Origin of the sequence: Phaeobacter sp. A36a-5a (genome assembly GCF_037911135.1) — a bacterium.
GTDB lineage: Bacteria > Pseudomonadota > Alphaproteobacteria > Rhodobacterales > Rhodobacteraceae > Phaeobacter > Phaeobacter bryozoorum.
In genome coordinates, this window is the sequence record NZ_JBBLYU010000001.1 from 583,912 (window position 1) to 603,400 (window position 19,489).

Here is a 19,489-nt window from a genome sequence, read left to right on the forward strand (position 1 = left end):
ATCGGTGGCGTCACTAAAGACTGAAGTTGTAGAGTTTCTCTTCAATAAATACTGGGATGAAAATAGCGGCACGCTTCGCAAGACGCTGATGAGCTTAGATGAAGTGGCGGAAGCAATTCGACAGACAAATGTTGGGCGCCCGAAGAAGTTGAAGGCGAACAACCCTGCGAACTTTATGAAGGATCTCCTTCGAGGGGCCAATGCGTCAAAGAACTGGCCCACGTCAGTGGCTGCTCGTCGCTTCATGGGCGTTCAACGAACCGGTGACGGGGAATGCTTTGAATTTGTGCCGTATGAGCCCGGGCAGCGAGAACCATTTCCGGACAAATTCCCTGTACGTAGTGGGGCGAAACATTTTGCGGTGCAGTCTCTTAGTCTACCGTTGGCAACCAAAACGTTAGGGCGTTCCGATGAGACTTGGCTAATTCAAACTGCCGTCAATCTCAGAGTTGTTGAGACACACTTTTCTGTTTCGCCGGCATTTCCGCTTTTGGAAGTCAGTCATCTGCAAATGGGAATTAAGCTTCGATCAACTGAAATCGATGCTCTTTTTCTTGGGAAAGTTGGAGACTGGAAAAACCCGACCTCAGTATTGATCACTTGCGAAGCAAAACAAGCTAAGGACCGCTTTATCGAAAGCCAGGTTATTAACCAAGTGCAAGCTGCGTTCGCGACTGCGGACGTCGATACAGTCGTTCCTATAGGTCTCCGTGCTGTCAAAGGTGTCGGTTTCTACTTGTTAGAATTCGAGGCCGTTAGGCGTCCACAAGCAGAGCACCTCAAGGAACTACGAGTTGCAAGTGACGCCATCTACGAACTCTGTCCCGCGGTGAACGGCATTTAGTTCTTCTATCTCGGCTTGCTTGCGCTTCTTGGCACCGCTTTTCTTGTCGCGCCTTCCAATGGGATTTGTGACATTGAAGTGCGCCGCAGCCTCGGTGTTGCCCATCGTCAATAGGCACTCGTCGCCGAGTTCAAGCGCCTCCGTGGGGCGGGTCCGTCTGACACCAAGAGCCTTGATCACTGACGTTGCTACGGCGCGTGCGAGGGGCGGCGGGACGGCATTGCCGATCTGCCGCGCCCCGTGCCACTTGGTGGCGTTGAAGCGGAACCAATCTGGGAAGCCATGAAGGCGTGCCATCTCGCGCACGGTGATACAGCGCGCATAGGCGTAGTGTATCGGGCGCGGGCTGGTGAATGCCCCTCGGGCGGAGTCCGTGCCTGCGCGAAGCGTGTTCGACACCCCATCCGCAGGCAACTTGAAAAAGCGGGAGATCGGTTCCACTCGCCCTTGATCGGTTTCGCGGAAGCGCCGCCGGGAAATGTCGGTGTGCTCTGTGCGGGCGCTCGAAGTCAGGATGCCGTTGTCCCAGATGCGAGGATGTCCATAGCCCCACGCGTCGTTTCCGACACCGCGCAAGGGTTCCGCATATTTGCTCGGTTCACCGAAAGCGGCGGTTTCGACGCAGTCGGACGAACGAAGTTCCTCGAACCCCTCGGCATCGGGCAGGTCGCCTAGCGCATCCTCGCAGGTTGGGCGCTTCGATACGACGGTCGGATAGACGGGAACGGTCGCGTCCTTCTTGGCCCCCATCAGGATCAGACGCTGACGGTCCTGCGGCACGCCATAGTCGGCGGCGTTCAGCACCCGCCAGTCCTTCTGCACATCGTAACCCAACGCTTCGAATTCTTCGATCAACTCGAACAGGAATTTCCGATGCTTGCCGACCGTCAGACCCTTGACGTTCTCGAACACGAAGTAGGTCGCGTCTAGGTCCCTAACGAGCCGAACGAAGTCCTTCACAAGCGAGTTGCGAGGATCGTCGAGGGCGCGTTGACCGATCAGCGAGAATCCTTGGCAGGGCGCACCTCCGAACACTACGTCGACCTTGCGGTCGCCGATGCCTGCGGCCTCGCGCACGTCGGCGGCGGTCACGTCGGTGACGGAACGAGGGATAACGGCACACTGCGGAAAGTTGAACTTGTGGACGGCTGCATGAACAGGATCGAGTTCGACCGCCGCGACCACGTCGAACCCGGCTTGTTCAAAGCCGAGACTCATACCGCCTGCGCCTGAAAACAGATCGACTCCAATCGGTCGTGCCATGCCTTGCTCCCTGCCGTTTTTGCGCAACATATCGACGTCTTGGCGATTTGACCAGCAAATCCTAGTGCCGAAGAAAGGCGTCGACGCGCCGGATCGCTGTGTCTGGATCACATATTTTGCGTTCTCATTCGATCATCAAAGCCCGGCCAATGTCGCTCAGCTAAGTAAATACTTTCTTACTATGTTCTTGCTTTGTATCGGTTCTTGTTTCCGTCTTTGGGTCCAAAAAGCACTACTTAGATGCCGGTCACTGAACAAGAAAAGTCCTTTCAATCAGCCGATCCTAATGTGAAACCGCACTCACTCAACTATCAGGGTCGCAGTTATTAATCGAGGCGTGCCCGCACTGCCTAGAAGTTTTCGGGCGGATAGGCCCACTGAATTTGAAACGTTGGTGATACCCACGGGCCAATGCCGCGCCCTTCTCCTTTTCGCACGCCATGAGAATAGCAGGTGTGTCTCACCTTCTTTGACAGCTTGTGCCGCTTTCGGACACGTTCCCACGCGTCTGGGGGCAACTCGGACTTGAAGAAGTGAAAACGGCCTTCTAGTTGCACCGGGCCAACTTCCTCTGAACCATAGAGGTAGACGCGCCCGTCCTCTTCGGTAACGTTGCCCGACATGACGGTTCGAAAATTAGGTTTTTTGTAACGGCGTCCCATGATTGCCTTTGGTCCAGCAAAGCAAGCGATGTTTCTGAAAACTTGTTACATCCTTGTAACGCCAAATGCCTTCGAAGACTAATGCTTTGGCAACAAGCGGTTAGCGTCTAGCCCTAGGCATTTGTAATCAGTAGGTCCGCGGTTCGAGTCCGTGTGGGGGCACCATAATTTGTAATAAAAATGATAATAATCAGCACCTTACCGGTTGATGGTTGTTTTCAGCCCCACTAAACGCCCCACTTTGAGTTTCTGATACCTCTGCCTTCCGCAGTGGTCTGAGATGTGCCGTCTGTTGATTGCTTCATACAGAATCACAGTCCCATGAATGAGAAAGCCCCGCGCTGGGCGGGGCGTATCTTGGGGTATCGGGGAAGGTCTCGCGCGCAGTCGGTTCAGCCCAGAACTTGCTCGGCGTGTTCTAGGACTGCGCTGTTGTAGTCTGGAACGGCCCAGTCGAAGTACGCCGCTATTTTCACGCGGATCGCTTGTCCCTTGGCGGTGGTGCATCCGGTGGCGAAAATTGCACTCTCCACCTTGTCGCGCTCGGCCAGTATTGGGTCGGACAAGTCTTCAAACTCACCATGGGAAACGTCGCTGCTGAACAGGCGGCTTTCAAGGGTTTTGTATTTCTCGGTGATGCTCTGCCATGTTCCATACAGTTCGCAGATATCGACCTCTGCCTTGCTCGCGTCTGCCATCTTTTTGAGGCCTGCCGTGATGCTGGCGAACATGTTGCTGTCCAGCCCATCGAACATCCCGCCTTTCAAATCTTCACCGACAAGGTTGTTTTCAAGCGCAAATTCAATCTGAGCGGCCATCCCGGCGGGCGTCGTGGCCGGTGTCGCCATCAAACGGCGCTCGATGGCGTCTTGTTCTTCGGTGAGCTGCTTTTCTTCGGCGCTGCCCTCTACCGTTTTGTTCCAGCGCGCGGTGTTCTCACGCCATTGTGTGAGCCATTCGGGGTGCAGATCTTTGTTGTTCTCGGACATTGGCGAAATCCTTTCGCTTTGTGCTGTCATTATCTGACAGGCGTCGTGCTTCCTGACGCCCTAGGGTTATCCGGTGTAGGCCGGGGCGAGTGACCGCGCGCCGCTGATTGAGTGTTTGTGGTCGGTGGTCATTGTGTTACATTTTTTGTGCTGATAGCATATTTATACTACTGGCAGCATGTGCTGTAAACACTTAAAATGTGCTAACGGCACAATAAGAGGGCAATATGACACCTGAGCAGTTCAAAATGGCAAAGGCCGCACTGGGTTTGAGTAATCCAGAGCTTGCGGAAGCAACCGGCTTGCATCGCAACACTTTGAATAAAGTGGACAAGGGCGAGGGGAAGGAGTCCACTATCCAGCACTTGCGATTGTCCCTTCAGGCCCAAGGTGTCCAGTTTTTGGAAAGTGGACAGGTCGCCTCTGGTCTAGGGGTGGCTCTTGTTCCTGCTGGTGAGACTTGAGGGTTGCTCGTGATTTTTCAACCGCAGCCTTTTGCTCTGTGATACGCCTCGATAACTTGCGAAGCTCATTTCCTTAAATGTCAGATTTTCGAAGGGGCAACAGATGAGGTTTTCCGTACGGGCGCTGATTGCGCCCGCATTACTTGGAGTTTGTGCAACTCCAGTTGCCGCAGTTACACTAGAACAGATCCTGAGAGCTTGCGCCTGGGAGGATGGAAGCGAAATTAAGGCTTACTGTTTTGGCTATATCCAAGGTGCTATCGATAGCGCCACGGCAGAGCGCATACGGGGCGCCACTTCCGCCACTGAAGGCGGGCCGCAAACAAGAAAAGAGCTGGAGGCCGCAATAGGGCTGTGTATTCCAGATGAAGTAACAGATGCCGATCTTGCACTTCTAGTTGTATCTGAACTTTCCCGCCCTGACGGTAATGTATCGGGCTTCCCTTCAGCTATCTTATTGGATGCAATTGAAAAGGAATATCCTTGCGCGGCGGAACAATAGTATCGCCAAAGAGTGGTTAGAAACTCCCGCGAAATAGATCCCAGCATTTCGGTTCAAAGTCCTAGGGCGTGATAGTTTCGCGCTGCGGTTTCGTGATGATGATAAGTTCCCGACCGGGGGGAGTGTCGCGGCCAATCGCAGGTTGGTTCTGAGGCTGCATGTGTTTGGCCGACGAAGACCGGTTAGGCTGGTGGTGGGCGCAAGCTGATCTACCCCTACCGGCAAACCGGCAAGAACCGGCAAAAAGGTTAGTGGCTGATGATGTCAGATACTTCCTGCCGGTAGAGGGTGCGCAAAATTGAGCATCCTACAGAGTGCCTCAAGAAAAGCGCTGCATTGATCCGCCAGTGCGGGCGGTGACCGGCACTATTTGAGTGAACGCGCCAAGCTGCGTGACCCGCTCACTGCAAACGTTAGCAGTGAGGAGCATCGGACTTATACGACTAAGCACGGAACCGAAGCGAAACCATCAGATCAAGTGTTTTCGTCAATAAAATATGGCATATTCGTTGTTTGAGATGGGGTATTATGATACCGTTACACACAGGAGAATTGCCCGATGTTGGACCCAAACGAAGTAGGAATAACCGAGAACGTCAAAGCGTTTAGGCTGGCCCTTCGCGCGTCAGTCCGCTGGCAACTTGCCCTTTTGAAAGCAACACATCCAGAACCCGGAGCGATGCAATGACACTCGACACCCGCTTGCCCCTGATGGCCCAACAGCCGGATATCGTGAATGCGCTGTCTCAGTCTTCGATGGCGGCACAGCAGACCAACCAAGTGCGGGGCCAGAACGCGCTGCGCAACCTGTTCCAGACGCAGGGCGCGGATATCGCCGCCGGTCAGCCGCAGGCGCTGAATGCACTGGCCCAGCTGGACCCGATGCAGGCGGTCCAGATGCAGAGCGCACGGCAGAACATGCAGTCACGCGCGCAGATGATGGAGCAGCGCCGGATTGCCTTCAAGAGAGAGGGCGAGGCTTATGCGGCTTCGCTGGATGCCCGGACACGGGCCGCAGAGGCTGCGCGGGTGGAGCAAGGCTTGCAGCAGGGGATGCTTCTATACAAGCGAGGGGATCTGAACGGGATCAACCAGCTTTTTGAGACTGTTGGCGAGCCGCCGATTGAAAGCCTTGATGAATTCCCCGTTGTTGCCGCTCAATATGAGGGCCTCCTAGGGCAGCTGAAAGCGGTTCAGGAACTGACCGCCCCGCCGAAGCCCGCCGACGAATACGGGCGCTATGCCGCAGAGGAGCGGGCCGCAGGTCGCCAACCTCTCGACCGGATCCAGTATGCGCAAGCCAAGAGGGGTAGCGGGTTTTCCTTCACGGCACCAGATGGAAGCGTATTCTCAATGGGCGGTGCGACCAGCCCACAGGGGGCAGGGGTGACCGTGGACGGTGATGGTGGGCTGGTATCAAACCCTGAATACCAGTCCATGCCTGAGGGGGGCGATTTCTCGGATGCCACGGGTGCACCGGGGTTCATTTCTCAGCTGGGCAATACAATCAGCGATGCGCTTGGTACTGGCCTTATCGCGCCCAACAATGAGCGTGCCACGCAGGCAATGGAAAACCTGTCCACCAATACCATGGTTACATTGGCGGATGGCGTGGCCGGGAAGCCGTCAAACTTCCTACTGCAAGAGTTCCAGAAGCTATCCAGCACGCCAAACAGTGTCTGGCAGGGAGAGGGGCGCACACGTGAGCGGCTGAACCAAACCCGGTCCATGCTGGAACAGGCAATCATGATGAACCAGGACGTTGCCAATACATCCGAAACCGCGACGATGCGAAGCAAAGCGCGCGCCAACATCGCCCGTTTGTCGCGTCTGCTTTCAGACTATGACGTTGTGATTGACAGTTTCGGCAAGCGTGAGACTGGCGGTGCGGGATCGACCACACAGAGCGGCATTTCGTGGAGCGTGGTAGAATGACGACACTCAACATTGAAGGTCGCAAGGTTCAGGTCTCCGACGATTTTCTAAGCCTATCTCCGGCGGAGCAAGAAAAGACTGTCGAAGAAATCGCGTCCAGCCTGAGAATTGCCCCCGCCGGTCAGAGCGGGCCAAGGCACCCCATCATGTCGCAGGTTAACAAGGGCATTGCTGAGGCAGTCGGTGGGCTTGCTGATTTCGTGAACCCATTCGATGAACCGCACGCCTTAAACCCATTCTCTGAGGGCACAGGCAGCGCCACGGCAGGGCTGGAACGCCTGATGCAGGGCACAGGTGTTGAGGTCGCACAGCAAGACCCCAAGGGAGCCGCTGAGGGCTTTGCACGCGGGGCAGGACAGGCGGCGGGCAGTTTGTTGCCAGTGGCCAAGGGCCTGCAAGCTCTGCGGGGGGCAGGTGGCGCGGTTGGGCGCTTCGCGGATGACGCCTATCGTGCGCTCACAACGCAAGCGGCCCCGGCGGCTGAGGTCTTCGCGGGAGGTCTGAGTGGTGCCGCTGAGGAAGTGGCCGATGAGGCCGGAGCACCTGAGTGGGTCCAGAACACTGCGGCCATTGCCGCCCCTATGTCGATCCCGGCGGGCGCGGCACTGGTCAAGGGAGCCGCACGAATTTCGCCAGCGGCGGCACTCACCCGGCGGGCGGCGGCTGAACTTGCCCCCTATACAAACTCAGGCGCGCGCGCTGTAGCCTCGGATCGGCTTCAAAGCTTGGCCGGGGGGCGAGACCGTGCAGAAGAGCTGGCCCAAGGCATCACCTCAGACAACCCGCTGAGCCTGACGCCGGCACAACAGACCGGAGACGCCAATATGCTTGCCGTCGAACGTCTGGCCGCTGATCAAAACCCCAACTTGCGCGCTGCTCTTGAAACCCGGCGTGCTGATAGTTCGGGCGCGGCACAGGCTGCGGTTCAAGGTATGGGCGGCGATGCGGCTGACGCGCAGACCTTTTTCCGGCAGCGGCGTCAGAGCTTCAAGGAACAGCTACAGGCCCAGGCAGACGGTGCAATGGCGACATCGGAAAGCCGTCTGCGAGGCATTCAGAGCCAGAACCCTGATGGCGAAAATGGTGTTCAAATCACCCGGAATATCAAGCGTGCGCTTGAAGATGCCTTGTTGCAGGAGAGGGAGCTATGGGCCGCAATCCCGCGCGATGCGGCAGTTGGCACCGGTGCTGCCCGCGCCAAGGCAGAGGCGTTGGTGGCCGAGGTGGCCTATGCTCAGCGCAACGATGTCCCACGCGCCATTCGTGACCTTCTGGAAAGCCCGGAGGTCTATGGCGACACCGCGACCGTGCGCGAGATGCACGGGCTTTACTCAGAGCTTCGACGTGTGGCCCGGTCTGCCATGGCAGGGAATGACCAGAACAAGAATACCGCCCGCATGGCAAATGACGTAGCGGACGCAATCCTTGATGACTTGGGGGCGAAGGCTGGCACCACCGCAATTGGCCGACAGATCAACGAGGCCCGCGCGTTCTCGGCGGCGCTGCATGAAACCTTTGACCGGGGCGCGCCCGGACGGTTGCTTAAGCGCACACTTGATGGCGATGCCGCGATTGACCCTGAATTGGCCTTGAAGCGGACAGTGGGGCGGGGCGGTACAGAGGCCGCAGTCTCATCGCGCCAGATTGAAGCCGCAGGCGGGGCAAGGCCCGTCATTGAGGATTACATCTCCGGGCAGTTCAAGGGGTCTGCTGTGTCCAGCCGGGATGGTGCTGTCACGTTATCGGGTGCGCGTCATTACATGGCTCGAAACAAGGAATTGCTTGCGCGATACCCGGAATTGCGTTCTGAAATTGAGGGTGCGGTTCAACAGCGCGAGACAGCGGAGCAGCTTTCCCAGCGTATCACCCGCCGGATGGCGGCTTTGGAAGACCAGAAGCGGAGCGCAGTTGCGCGGTTTACCGGGGAGACGGCGGAAAGTGCCATCAAGTCGATCATCGACGCGAAGAACCCAATCCAGGCAGCGCGGCGGATTGCAAACGAGGCCCGCAAAGACCCGTCTGGGGCGGCTCTGGACGGTGTTAAGGGTGCTATTGCTTCTCACTTGATTGGATCTGCCCGCACAACGCGCGGCGCGCAGACCATGCCTTGATGCGACTTCATTGAACCGGGTGCTGTCAGACCCCAAGACAGCCCGCGCAATCGGGCAGGTGTTCACTCAGGCCGAAATGTCCCGTCTGCGCTTTGTGGCGCGAGAGCTTGCGAAATCTCAGGCCACAACAAACGCGACCATCGGTAATGAGCTGTCGGGGGCAAAGGCCAATCGCCTGATTGAGATAGTGGCCCGGATCGGCGCGGCCCGCCACGGTGCCAGTTTGGGCGGGGGTGGCGGTGCCAGCCTTCAGACAGCACAGATGGCCTCCGGCCGCATGAAAGATCTGCTCAATCACCTAGCACAGGACAAGGCATCTCAGATGATTGCGGATGCTGTGACCGACCCTGACCTGTTCAAGGCGCTCTTGACGCACGAAGGGTCCGCCCAGGCTACCGAACGGGCCATCCCCAAGCTGCTGCCCTATCTGGTGGGCGGCATCGCAGCAGCGGGGCAGTGATGCCCTGCTACTCGCACCATACCGAGGGCTGACGGTATCCGGTAACGATCCAATCCTTGCGGATGGGCGTCCTCTAGTTTCCCCCGAATATAAAATCCCCGGCGTCCATTGCTCCAAGGTCAACACCTCTAAGTGTAATGCTCTGGTAGCTGCTCCAAGTAACGAGAACATCGCTGCCATTCTGAGACACAATTTCGCTAAATAGTAGCTGCTCTGTTAATCGAGATCCGAGCGCCGAAAGATCAATCAGATCACCGTTCAGAAGAGGATCGAACCCTACAATTGTGTCATGTCCAAAGTTTCCACTGAAGACAAAGGTGTCGCTACCTCCGCCGCCAAAAAGCTTATCGTTACCTGAACCGCCATCCAGTGTATCTCGGCCCCGCCCACCTTTTAGTATGTCGTTGTTTCCACCTCCTTGCAGATAGTCAGCGCCGGTTTGACCAAACAGCCGATCATTCCATGAGCCACCAGCTAGATAGTCAGAGCCGCGCCCACCAAGCAACCGGTCAGATCCTGCTCCAGCAATAAGCGTATCTTGCCCCCACCCACCAATAAGCGTGTCATCGCCGTTACCGGATATCAGTTCATCATGACCACGCCGTCCCTTGTAGTGCTTATCACCGGAGACCCCGCCGATGGTATGGACATAATCACCGGTTTGCGTTCCAATGAAGACGTCGTTCCCGTCCTTTAGGTTGAACCGGAAACGATCAAAAAGATCTTCGCGTTCAATTTCCAAGGCAACTACACCACTAAGGTCAAAGTAGTCGTCGCCTAATGATCCATGCAGTGCGTCAGCGCGCAACACTTCAATCGATATTGTGTTATCCAGGATAAGTTGTCCGTGAGCGGCAGCAGCATGCAGCGTATCAGTTCCTTGGCCACCTGCCAGCTGGAACAGAGTAGCATCCTTATTGATACCCAGATCCAGAAAATCGTCCCCATCACCGCCAGACAACGATCCTGAATCAGCGGATCGGGCATTTAAGAAGTCATTGCCACCACCTGCTATAATTGTGTCCGAGCCAGCATTTGCATAGATGACTTCTGCGAAGTCTGATCCCCAGAAGCGGTCGTCTCCACTTCCCAGAGCAATCACCAAGTCTACATCGACGAGAGGTTTATTTGCAAAATAGCGATATTCCTCCTGATCCATTTGTTGAATGTCTCGAAGGTCGATCCAATCGTTTCCTTGATCCCCGGAGATACGTGCACCTTCAATCGCTTCAATCGAGGCTCGGGCAGCTGAAAAGACCGATATTGTGACGCCCGTCTGAGTGTAGGTGAGCGTGTCAAAGCCATCGCCCCCCGAAAGCAGATTATCTCTTCCTAGAAAAGACCCGGATCTTAGTTCAAATCGGTCATTTCCATCGCCGCCGAAAGCATCCGAATTAGCAAAGGTGCCTACGAGCGTATCATCGCCCATACCGCCATTAATGGTATTTCCAGTGCTAAACCGCGTCAGGAGTGAAAAAGTGATGTGGTCGTCGCCTTGGCCCCCGTCAACTTCGGAAGCCCCCCAACCTCCGACGATGGTATCGCTTCCATCGCCCCCCGAAGCAAATCCGCCTCCTGTTCCAATAGAGAGCCAGTCGTCCCCGGCACCGCCATACAAGCTATCTTCGGTTTGGCCAGCAATCGAGGCAAATCCACCATCAAGCGTATCGTTCCCGCTTAGGCCACGTATTTCATCGTCACCTGCGGTTCCGGTTATCCTGTCCCCACCAGCAGTACCAAGAAAACGAGCCATATTAGTCCCCTATCGTATACTTGTAATTGTACGCGACGACACGCCCAGACATGTCGTCATTGTTACTCCGATAGGGAATTAGGGCATCTGTCAACCGCCGATGAGACTTAGTGGCTTGTCTAGTTTGCCTTGCTATCATCGAATAGATGGACTGATCTGCGTATCCAGAACTATGGCGCTGTATGAGGTTATAGAAAGCCAGATAGTTGACTGAGAAACAAGTTTATAAAAGTAAATCAACTTACCCGGTCTCTGCGGCGCTGTCGCGCGGCCTTTTTCCGGCAACTCTCACCGCAATATAGGGCATCGGTACGGCGGAAATCTGGTAGCTCATTTCCGCACCAACGGCACACCCAAGAGCCGGTTGATACCCGGCGGGCCAGTGTGGTTGCCCGCTGCAAACGGTGCATGAAGTTATCCGACCAAAGGTATCGCTCAAACGTGGCACAGGCGCGACCATCTACGACCTCAATCCATACGCTTCCGGGCGTCGGTCCTGGCACTTGACCCTCCTGCGGCAAGTTAAATCAAAATCTGCTTGGCATACAGGATCATAACCCATCTATGTGTTGAGAAGTAGAGGCTGAGAGCACTTGAAAAAACCCAATATTCACTTGCGCACTCTGTGAGGCGGCATTCGCCGTTTTGACCGTCTGACCTGTCGAAAAATGTTGAAATCGATACCGGCGTTTGAGGTGGTCAGATATTAAGGTTTTTTAAGGTTGAGAACATGTTTTTGGGAGGAATAGATTTGAGAAAGTTTGTCATCCTCGCGGCGCTTTTTGTAGCTTCGCAGGGCAGCGCTGGGGCAATCACCGGAAACGATTTGCATGAAATCTGCACAGATGGTGGTGCGGTAGGAAATTCCGCGTGCAGCTTCTACATCATTGGCGCTTGGGAGGGCTTAAACTATGGGGTTTCTATCCCGTTCATGATGGCTAACCAAGGCACATCCACCGCAGCGGTGAACCAGTATCGATCCAGTATTTTCGGGGTGTGTGGTGATGAGATGGTCAGCAATTCTCAGGTTGTCGATGTGGTCGGAAACTATCTCAGAAACACTCCCGAAAAGAGGCATTTCCCGGCCCGAGGGCTGATCCTAAACGCGATGAGCCAAGCGTTCCCCTGCGCGCAGTAAGTCGCTACGCTTGGCGCGCGCAGGGTCTGCATGGGATGATTACCCAGGGCGGGAAGGTTTTTCGGAAGTCTGTTCGCGCGTAGAGCAGATCATTCGGCAGCAGAAGTTCGAGGGCGCGTCGGCAGGAAGATAAAACTCCGGTCACTGCGTGCGCGCGACCCTAAGGTTACCCGAAGGTCGAGGTGCTGCATAAGTGATATCGTTTATGGCACCGCTGGCACCCTCTGTTTAAGGCAGTCCTGATCGGAGGTCATTCCCGACAGCAGGTTTGCCAATTGAATGCCAGCATCAAATGACGCAACCTTACCAAGAATATTGATTCCCTTGATATCCGGAAGGTCGAACGTCTCAAAGACAAAGAATCCGTCGAACCCCAGATGCTCTGCCTCGCACTCTATTATAGCCTCTCTGGAAAGGCTTGCGATGTGCAGAGATTTTCCTTCACCCAGCACCTTTGTAGACAGGAAGTCATCCATGCCTAATCCTCCCAAGATTTCAGCAAACGAGTTGGCTCGCTTTTTGGTGTCGAAGCCGACCACACAGGTTAGCATCGTCAAGAACGCAAAGTACCCGCAGAAAGCTCCTATCATCAGATATAGCGATGCGCGACGGGCAACTGTCGAGTATTTAACCGACATGTCGCGCTCAATTTCGCCGCTTGTTGCCGCGGAGCAAATGCTGCTTCAACGTTCCGTTGACCCAGCTGAAGGACCATTGCGCCAGGATGATGCAACCAAGTCCATTGAGGTTATTCGAGCAATACAAGACATGAGCAACCAATTATCCGGTTTCAACTTTGAGCCAGCTCCGAAGAAGCAGGAGAAGCTAATCGTTGAGGGAGTGCACATCTCAGTTTACGCCGACTTCATCGCCAGAGGGCAGGATAAGGGCGTTGAGCAAATCGGTGCATCAATGCTGAGAATGACCCAAGACGATGCCTCTACAGACGCAGCAAAGCAAAAGCGCAAGAATATGGGGTTGTACGTTGCAACGCTGCTGCGCCTTCATGTAGATCAAAACCTTTCAGGCAACTACACCCCCGCCAGCCGCCTTTGTATGTCTATAGACGTTCAACACGGTGAAGCCTTTCCTGCACCCAAGGCAATGACCCAGAGAACGAAGGACATCGCCGGCGCATGCCAGTTTATCTCCGCCCTTTGGCCTACGCTGTGAACGCCTCAAGCGTGCTTATCGCAGGCGATGTATGGGGGTCATGTTTCGTTACTCTTCTAAGCTTCCCCATCCTTTGGCGGCCAACCGCCTGCGCCAATTGCCAACCGTTTGCGGGCTGACCTCGGCGCGCCGCGCAATCTCTCGGTCCGAAAGGTCTGGCTCGCTTTGTAGAAGTGTGCGTACACGTGCGGACTTATCGCTGGTGCTGCGATGTCCAGTTTGGACGGATGCCATCAGCGCGGAGAAATCACCCTCTAGGGCGTCGATCAATTGGATATCTCGCTCCATGTCGCGGGCATGTCCCAGATTTGCCACCTCTCTCATCCATGCAAGTCGGGCTTTGATGCCTTCGGTGCTGGGCGTGCGCAGGTTGTCTAGAAGGTGTTCTAGGGCATCGTGCCAGACCTCAGCCCATTGTTCAGGCGTGAAGTCGGGGCAGAAGGCGCAGCGGTCATCCTGCAAGGTCTCCCACGTCTGATATGCCGCCCATGCCTCTTGCACGGTCTCAGGGACGCGCACAGCGCCGCGCACGGCCTCCCACATATCCGGGGTGAGTTTGCCACGGGAATACCCTTGATAGCCCCACAGGTTGTTTGCAGGGTCGCTCAGAGGCTCCAAGGCCACCCGGAGGGCTTCCTCAATCGCGGTGGGCGCGAAAACGGCGTCCTCGCTGCCATATTGGCGCAGCAGTTCCTGGCATCGGGTCAGCCGCTTTCGCTCTTTCTCGGCGCGCTCTGCGGCTGCGCGGGCCTTGTAGCCCGGTTCCCGGCTCTCCATCCAGTCATCGAAACCGGCGAACAAATCCCGGACAGTCGGCCCACTGGGCGCAGTGTCCAATGTGGACAGGGCTTGCGCCAATGTCATTCCCGCATCTGAGGCCAGCCGTTCGGCCTTGGCCCGTGCCGCCGCCTGTTCGCCATCGGTTGCGCCTCGGTCCATCAGTTCCCGAACCTTGCGCAGCTTGCCTGTGTCCAATTTGGACGCGCCTATAGTCATGCTGCACCCCCGTCCGATTGAGGCTCATCGAATGAGGGCCGGGACCGCCATTCATCAAGGCTGATGACGTTGCTTTGAGCGGCTATCACGGGTCGGGCCTCTTGTTCTTGTTTCGTAACCGGCAAACCGGCAGAAACCGGCAGAAAGTCCTCACCTTGAGCCTTCCCAGACCTTTTTGCCGGTTCTTGCCGGTTTGCCGGTAGAGAGGTTAAGTCTCCGCCAGCCCTTGCAGCTATCTCCAACCAACGGCTCATGATTGACCCTCCAAACGTGGATTGACCGTGTAGGAAACCGATGGCCGACCACCGGTCCCGTCTTTGATTTCGCGCAGCCAGTCGGCATCCATAAGCACATTGAGGGCGGCCTTTACTTCGCCAGCCGTAGCCAATCCGCCTCGCTCTCGGTGCTGAATGTCACGCACCTTGAAAAGCCGCAGGCCTTCGCGCTGAATTATCTCTGCAATCACCTTTGCGCCGCGCACCTCTGGCGGCGTCTTTGCCGCCCCATATGCCCGGTGCGCGTGTGGGCGCAGATGCTCCCCGACAAAGTGGCAGGCGCGCCCAACGTGGTCGGCATTGATGCTGGTCACGGGTTCCCCATCTGGATTAGCTGCCCAGTCAAGGTGGGCCAGAACGTTCGCCACGCGCACCACCAGTCCCGGCATCTTGCTGATGTGGGTTTTGAACAGGCCAGAGGCATCGGCTTCCCATGTCCTGCACTGCTCACGGAACGCTTGAAGTGCGATAGCGGCCTCATCCGTGAAATGGACAAAGAACGGGCGGCGGTTGCCTTGCTCATCAGTTGCATACGAAAGCCCCCTAAGTGCCTTGATGGCACCAATCGCCCGCGCCTCATCCAGTCAGCCCAGGGGCCGAATACCTGCGCAAACTCATAGCCCCCCATGATGGGTGCCGGTGGCCTTACAGGTTGGCCGATGGCCATATCAGGTTCGGGCCAGTCTGCCTTTGCGTCGAAGGGAACGATTGTGTTCATATCGAACCGCCTTCCTGAAGTGCGTCGTTCCAGTCCTTGCCATCGGGCGCGGTCATAAGGCCGACATTCCAGCCAAGGCTTGCAGCGCGGTTTGCGAGAACCTGCGCGGCCTCTGTGCCGGCATCATCGCCATCGGACGCGATGACCAGCTTTCCCGGTCGATCCGGTAGGCGCAGCCCCTTGATGCCGCTGGTGGACAGGGCAGCCCAAACGGAAGTCGCGTAGCCAGTCGTCATTTGTGCCACGCTTAGGCCGGTCTCTATGCCTTCTGTGATGTAGAGGGGGCCAGCACCAGCAGAGAGCGGCACAGCGCCACCACAGCACGGCCCCAGCATCATCTTTGCGGATCTGGTGACCCGCTCCCCTTTCTTTGTGAAAAACGTTCTGTGGATGCCACCAGTGGGCTGCACATCGGCAACCATGGCGCAAGCCCATGACGCGCTAGGAGCATGGTAGAGGTCGGGCACGAAACGCAGCGTCTCAGGCAGAGGTATAATGATACCGCGCTCGCGAAGATATGCCTCTGCCTTGGTCCCTTCGATTGGTTTTGCGTGGTCCCAAAGGCTGCGCGCCTTGGTCAACTTTGCCGCCCGATATTCTGCCTGCTTGCGTTCGTGTTCCCGTTGGGCATCAAAATCAATCTGCACATGGCTGAGCGGAGCGCCTGCGGCCTCGGCAATCTCCACGAAAGAGCAGTGGGATTTGAAGCAATGCAACAGCAGTTTGCCGCTGCCAGTCGTGACCGATAGTGCATTCTGGTCGCGGCGGCGTTCGGGTTGGCACACGGGGCAGGGCGCTAGGCCACGACCGTTGCGCCAGTACCCACCGAGATTGCGGGTTAGGGTTTCTGCGTCCATCAATGGCCTCCCCAGATAAGCGAGGCCATCGCCTGCGCGCTGCTTTCAGAAAGGCCGTGAAGGCGGCGGAGGTAGAGGACACGGAGCCGGTTCAAGTCGCACGCCCTCCCTCTTGCGGGGGGATTGGTCGGATCTGGCAATCCAGAAACCAGCGCTTGTGACGCCCAGGGTGTTCGCCGCCGTGGGCTTCCCATTCGTCGCGGATTGGGATGCCATGACCCTCTTTCGCGTCGAACATGTAGGCCGCCCAACGTGGGCCTAGGGCTTCACGCCCCGTGCGACCAGCTCCGCCTGCCTTGCGCAGTTCTTCGATTGCCCAGCGTACACGCCCGCCAATATGGACGATGTGTTTGCTGCCGGTCGATGTCGTGATTTCGTAAGGGGCCTTTGCCCATCTATTCGTTGCCATGCTCTGCCTCTTGTTTCGTTGAAACTCGGCGGCAAAGGGCGTAATCTGTGATAGCCAATCTGCAACGATGACCACTACAGCCCGCGCCCCGATGCCTCCGGGGGCGGGTATTCTTATGCGGCCTCGCGGCTGCTTAGCCATTCGGTGATTGCGCTCTCCGGCCACGCCACGGCCTTGCGTGTCTACGCACGGGGCGGGGAAATTCCCCCCGGCTCATCATCGCGTAAATCGTCGTGCGGCTTAGGCCGGTGAGTGCTTCAACTTCGGGGCGGCGGTAATGCTTCTCAGCCATTTGGGCTTACTCCTGCATCGGGTGGACGATGCAGGAATGATGGGGGAGCACAGGGGGAACATCACTAAGTCAAAAAGGCTAGAAACCGAAGCGGCTTTTTTTCTGAATTTAGACAGCCTTTAATCCTGCGCCAACAGGCGTTTTCTCTTGTTTAATGCCTTCATAAGGGTTTCGTGGTGAATGGTCTCTTCAGTCATTTCTGAGACCTCCCCAGCAACCTCCGGCCAGGTCTTCGCCCCATGCCCATGGGGGTAGATAGTGTCATAGGCAAGCATCGCTTTGTCTACTTTTCGGCGTCGCCCTCTGAGCGGCTTACCTGCGACCGACGAAGAATACTCTTGCTCGGTGTTCCTTTCGAGCAATGCCTGCAAGGTTTCGATCGCGTTGGGCTGCATGTCTTCTGCCTGAAAGCAAACAGCCCAAAGCTCGAACTGCTTGGCTACTGCTATTTGAGTTAGGCCATATTCGTCTTGCTGATAGAAATTCGCCAATATTTCAGCCTCCCGCTCTGCAACGGAAATTGTGCCAGTAAGCGCATTGATAAACCTAAACCGACATAGCGGATGGTTGCTACCGTCACCAATGGCCCGATTGAATGGACCGCTCAACTCATCATGGCTGCTCACGTCAGATGGCCATTCGTACCAATCCAGCATATCGTTGTGGAAGTGGAGCAAGTGAGCGCTACGGAGGATCGTCCCTGAGGGGCTGCAAACATAAGCTCCGACTTCAGTCATGGCTTTACTGATGAGCCAGGCAGTCAAAAGACTCTCCTCAGCCTCTCTGCGCTCAAAGCGTTCTTTCGTAGCCTTCCATGGTATCGCCTTTCCCAACTCGATCTGGTGCCCGGAGTAGGATTCACCCACATGCTGGCGTGCAACGTCGGCCGCCGCGTCCAGAACCATCGAGAAAGGCACGAAGCCAACGGGGGAATACATCAGCCAATCCTCACAATCTCTGCTTGCTTCTTGGTCACGAAATCCGCCCAGCGCGCCATGAGAATCCCGCGCTGTTCCAGGTGGTCCGTGCGGCGGTAGGCGCGTTCAACGCTGCCGCCAACAATGTGGCCCAGGGCGGTTTCGGAAACCTCAAAGGGCGTGTTTGTGGTCTCTGCCACCCAATCCCGGAAGCTGGACCGGAACCCGTGCGGGCGGGCTTCCATTTCTCTGCGTTCCATCAGCCGCGCCATCGTCGCATCGCTGATGACCCCTTTGCGTACGCTGGGGAAAAGGAAGCCGTCGCGCTGATGCTCTCTTGCAGCCTCAATGACCGCCAGCGCCTCCGAGCTGAGGGGCACGCGGAAATCCGATGTGGCATCCTTGCGGCCTTTCACGGTCTCCGCTGGTATCGTCCAAACGTCGCCGTCGATCTGATCCACGCGCATGAAGCGCAGCGGAGCGGATCGGACTGCCGTTAAAATAAGCAGGCGCAGGGCAAGGTGGGTTACGGTGCCTTCATCTAGGCTGGCGTAGAAGGTCGGCACATCGGCCCAGGCCAGCGCTGGAATGTGCTTCGACCTGTGGCGCTGCTTTCCCAGCAGTGCGCGGGCCTTTTCTACCGCTTGCAGATCTGCATCTAAGCCAAGCGCAGCGGCGTGTTTCAGGCAGATGCCCAGCCGGTTCATCGCCTTGCGGGCGGTTTCGGCTTTGTCATGCCAGATGGGGGCCAGCGTGTCCCGAATGTCGATCTGGTCAATATCGGCCACGGGCACAGCGCCCAGTCGGGGCAGGACGTGAATTTCCAAAGGGGAAAACCAGCGGCCTGCCTTGCCGTCGCCTTTCAATTCGGCCTTGCGTGCCTCGAAGGCATCAGCAGCAATGTCCCGCAGAAGGTGCATGTTGCGTTCTGCCTGCCTGCGCTCCCTCTGGCGTTCCTTGATAGGGTCCAGCCCTTGCCGGACCACAGCGCGCCATTTCCCGGCTTCCTCGCGGGCCTCTTTTAGCGATACCTCAGGATAGGTGCCCAGCCCCATTTCCCGGCGGCGTCCATGCACGGTGACAAGCAATAGCCACTTGCCGTGCTCAGGGCTACGCTTGTGAAGCCAGAGATTGCCGCCGTCGCCATGCTTCCCGGCTTCGGCAGCCTTGACCTTGGCCGCGCTGAGTTTGTTCGTTTCCCTCATTGGTCCTGAACGCCCTTTTTACAGCCCCATTTCCAGCCCCATCTCTATATCTTGTATATGCGGGAATGTTGCGGAACAAGTGGGAACTATGAAAATCATGTAAGGTACTGAAAATAAAATATATACATATTGTGGCGGAATGTCCGGGATCTACGCGGAACGACTGTTCAATGCCGTGTGGGGGCACCATTTACCTGACATCGCTGGTATGATCGATTGATTTGCGCTCTTTGCAGTCGCAATCAGCTGATGGGGTGCTCTCAGGCGACCTTCGGTCATGACGTGGGTCTTTCCGGCCCTTGCACTGCGGGCTGGCCTTTTTGGTACAGGACCTATCCGATCCACCGCCACCGCGCAGGGTAATCGACCTGACTGTGTCAAGAGGCCAGCGTGACTGTATTAAGTCATCCGTCATTATTTGACTGCAATTTAACGGTAGGGACGAATCGGTTAGCAGTGATGCAGTCAGGTGAGGCTTGTTTTCACGCTTGGGCGTAACCGAAGGGACAGCGCCAAAGAAACACGG

The 19,489-nt window shown here is 56.6% G+C and carries 19 protein-coding genes; 8 read left to right on the forward strand and 11 right to left on the reverse strand.

Annotated features, from left to right (window positions below):
• The first annotated feature begins 4 nt into the window (after positions 1-4).
• Complete coding sequence (locus WLQ66_RS02700; RefSeq protein ID WP_340544809.1) at positions 5-844, forward strand: hypothetical protein; 840 nt, start codon at positions 5-7, stop codon at positions 842-844.
• Here WLQ66_RS02700 and WLQ66_RS02705 read toward each other — a convergent pair.
• Together WLQ66_RS02705 and WLQ66_RS02710 are read right to left on the reverse strand one after the other, a co-directional pair.
• A complete protein-coding gene (locus WLQ66_RS02705) occupies positions 788-2,107 on the reverse strand; it encodes a DNA cytosine methyltransferase (RefSeq protein ID WP_340544811.1) in 1,320 nt (439 codons plus the stop codon). The two genes, WLQ66_RS02700 and WLQ66_RS02705, sit on opposite strands and share 57 nt — an antisense overlap.
• Before the next feature lie 1,054 nt (positions 2,108-3,161).
• The gene (locus WLQ66_RS02710; protein ID WP_340544812.1) at positions 3,162-3,758 is read right to left on the reverse strand and encodes a hypothetical protein; all 597 of its coding nucleotides are present in this window, start codon (positions 3,756-3,758) and stop codon (positions 3,162-3,164) included.
• A 227-nt stretch (positions 3,759-3,985) separates the two neighbouring features.
• On the opposite strand from WLQ66_RS02710, the gene WLQ66_RS02715 reads away from it, so the two are divergent.
• The 5 genes from WLQ66_RS02715 to WLQ66_RS02735 all read left to right on the forward strand — a co-directional run bounded on the left by WLQ66_RS02715 (position 3,986) and on the right by WLQ66_RS02735 (position 9,230).
• Positions 3,986-4,222, forward strand: a complete 237-nt coding sequence (locus WLQ66_RS02715) for a helix-turn-helix domain-containing protein (RefSeq protein ID WP_061049099.1) — start codon at positions 3,986-3,988, stop codon at positions 4,220-4,222.
• A gap of 103 nt (positions 4,223-4,325) precedes the next feature.
• The gene (locus WLQ66_RS02720) at positions 4,326-4,724 is read left to right on the forward strand and encodes a Rap1a/Tai family immunity protein (RefSeq protein ID WP_340544813.1); all 399 of its coding nucleotides are present in this window, start codon (positions 4,326-4,328) and stop codon (positions 4,722-4,724) included.
• A gap of 684 nt (positions 4,725-5,408) precedes the next feature.
• Positions 5,409-6,659 (forward strand): hypothetical protein, encoded by a 1,251-nt coding sequence (locus WLQ66_RS02725; protein ID WP_340544814.1) that lies wholly within the window; start codon positions 5,409-5,411, stop codon positions 6,657-6,659.
• Between the two features lie 146 nt (positions 6,660-6,805).
• Positions 6,806-8,770, forward strand: coding sequence for a hypothetical protein (locus WLQ66_RS02730; protein ID WP_340544815.1), 1,965 nt, complete (start codon positions 6,806-6,808; stop codon positions 8,768-8,770).
• Positions 8,771-8,789: 19 nt separating this feature from the next.
• Positions 8,790-9,230: a hypothetical protein gene (locus WLQ66_RS02735; protein ID WP_340544816.1), complete on the forward strand. Its 441-nt coding sequence runs from the start codon at positions 8,790-8,792 to the stop codon at positions 9,228-9,230.
• Positions 9,231-9,303: 73 nt separating this feature from the next.
• Here WLQ66_RS02735 and WLQ66_RS02740 read toward each other — a convergent pair whose 3' ends face one another.
• Positions 9,304-10,983 (reverse strand): calcium-binding protein, encoded by a 1,680-nt coding sequence (locus WLQ66_RS02740; protein ID WP_340544817.1) that lies wholly within the window; start codon positions 10,981-10,983, stop codon positions 9,304-9,306.
• 730 nt (positions 10,984-11,713) lie between these two features.
• On the opposite strand from WLQ66_RS02740, the gene WLQ66_RS02745 reads away from it, so the two are divergent.
• A complete protein-coding gene (locus WLQ66_RS02745) occupies positions 11,714-12,121 on the forward strand; it encodes a Rap1a/Tai family immunity protein (protein WP_102883011.1) in 408 nt (135 codons plus the stop codon).
• 203 nt (positions 12,122-12,324) lie between these two features.
• Here WLQ66_RS02745 and WLQ66_RS02750 read toward each other — a convergent pair whose 3' ends face one another.
• Positions 12,325-12,597 carry a hypothetical protein gene (locus WLQ66_RS02750; RefSeq protein ID WP_340544818.1) on the reverse strand — a complete coding sequence of 91 codons (273 nt, stop codon included), beginning with the start codon at positions 12,595-12,597 and terminating at the stop codon, positions 12,325-12,327.
• Here WLQ66_RS02750 and WLQ66_RS02755 point away from each other — a divergent pair.
• The gene (locus tag WLQ66_RS02755) at positions 12,596-13,294 is read left to right on the forward strand and encodes a hypothetical protein (protein ID WP_044040487.1); all 699 of its coding nucleotides are present in this window, start codon (positions 12,596-12,598) and stop codon (positions 13,292-13,294) included. The two genes, WLQ66_RS02750 and WLQ66_RS02755, sit on opposite strands and share 2 nt — an antisense overlap.
• 48 nt (positions 13,295-13,342) lie before the next feature.
• Here the strand turns inward: WLQ66_RS02755 and WLQ66_RS02760 are convergent, their stop codons facing one another.
• The 7 genes from WLQ66_RS02760 to WLQ66_RS02785 all read right to left on the reverse strand — a co-directional run bounded on the left by WLQ66_RS02760 (position 13,343) and on the right by WLQ66_RS02785 (position 18,963).
• A complete protein-coding gene (locus WLQ66_RS02760) occupies positions 13,343-14,158 on the reverse strand; it encodes a hypothetical protein (protein ID WP_340544822.1) in 816 nt (271 codons plus the stop codon).
• A gap of 382 nt (positions 14,159-14,540) precedes the next feature.
• The gene (locus tag WLQ66_RS02765; RefSeq protein WP_340546290.1) at positions 14,541-15,149 is read right to left on the reverse strand and encodes a DUF3987 domain-containing protein; all 609 of its coding nucleotides are present in this window, start codon (positions 15,147-15,149) and stop codon (positions 14,541-14,543) included.
• 130 nt (positions 15,150-15,279) lie between these two features.
• Positions 15,280-16,140 carry a DUF7146 domain-containing protein gene (locus WLQ66_RS02770; protein WP_340544823.1) on the reverse strand — a complete coding sequence of 287 codons (861 nt, stop codon included), beginning with the start codon at positions 16,138-16,140 and terminating at the stop codon, positions 15,280-15,282.
• Positions 16,141-16,231: 91 nt separating this feature from the next.
• The gene (locus tag WLQ66_RS02775; protein WP_014873865.1) at positions 16,232-16,549 is read right to left on the reverse strand and encodes a winged helix domain-containing protein; all 318 of its coding nucleotides are present in this window, start codon (positions 16,547-16,549) and stop codon (positions 16,232-16,234) included.
• 133 nt (positions 16,550-16,682) lie between these two features.
• The gene (locus WLQ66_RS18800; protein WP_374015346.1) at positions 16,683-16,841 is read right to left on the reverse strand and encodes a helix-turn-helix transcriptional regulator; all 159 of its coding nucleotides are present in this window, start codon (positions 16,839-16,841) and stop codon (positions 16,683-16,685) included.
• 119 nt (positions 16,842-16,960) lie between these two features.
• Positions 16,961-17,779: a hypothetical protein gene (locus WLQ66_RS02780; RefSeq protein WP_340544825.1), complete on the reverse strand. Its 819-nt coding sequence runs from the start codon at positions 17,777-17,779 to the stop codon at positions 16,961-16,963.
• Entirely contained in the window at positions 17,779-18,963 is a 1,185-nt protein-coding gene (locus WLQ66_RS02785) for a tyrosine-type recombinase/integrase (RefSeq protein WP_340544826.1), read from the reverse strand. The genes WLQ66_RS02780 and WLQ66_RS02785 overlap by 1 nt, the downstream gene beginning before the upstream one ends.
• Positions 18,964-19,489 lie beyond the last annotated feature (526 nt).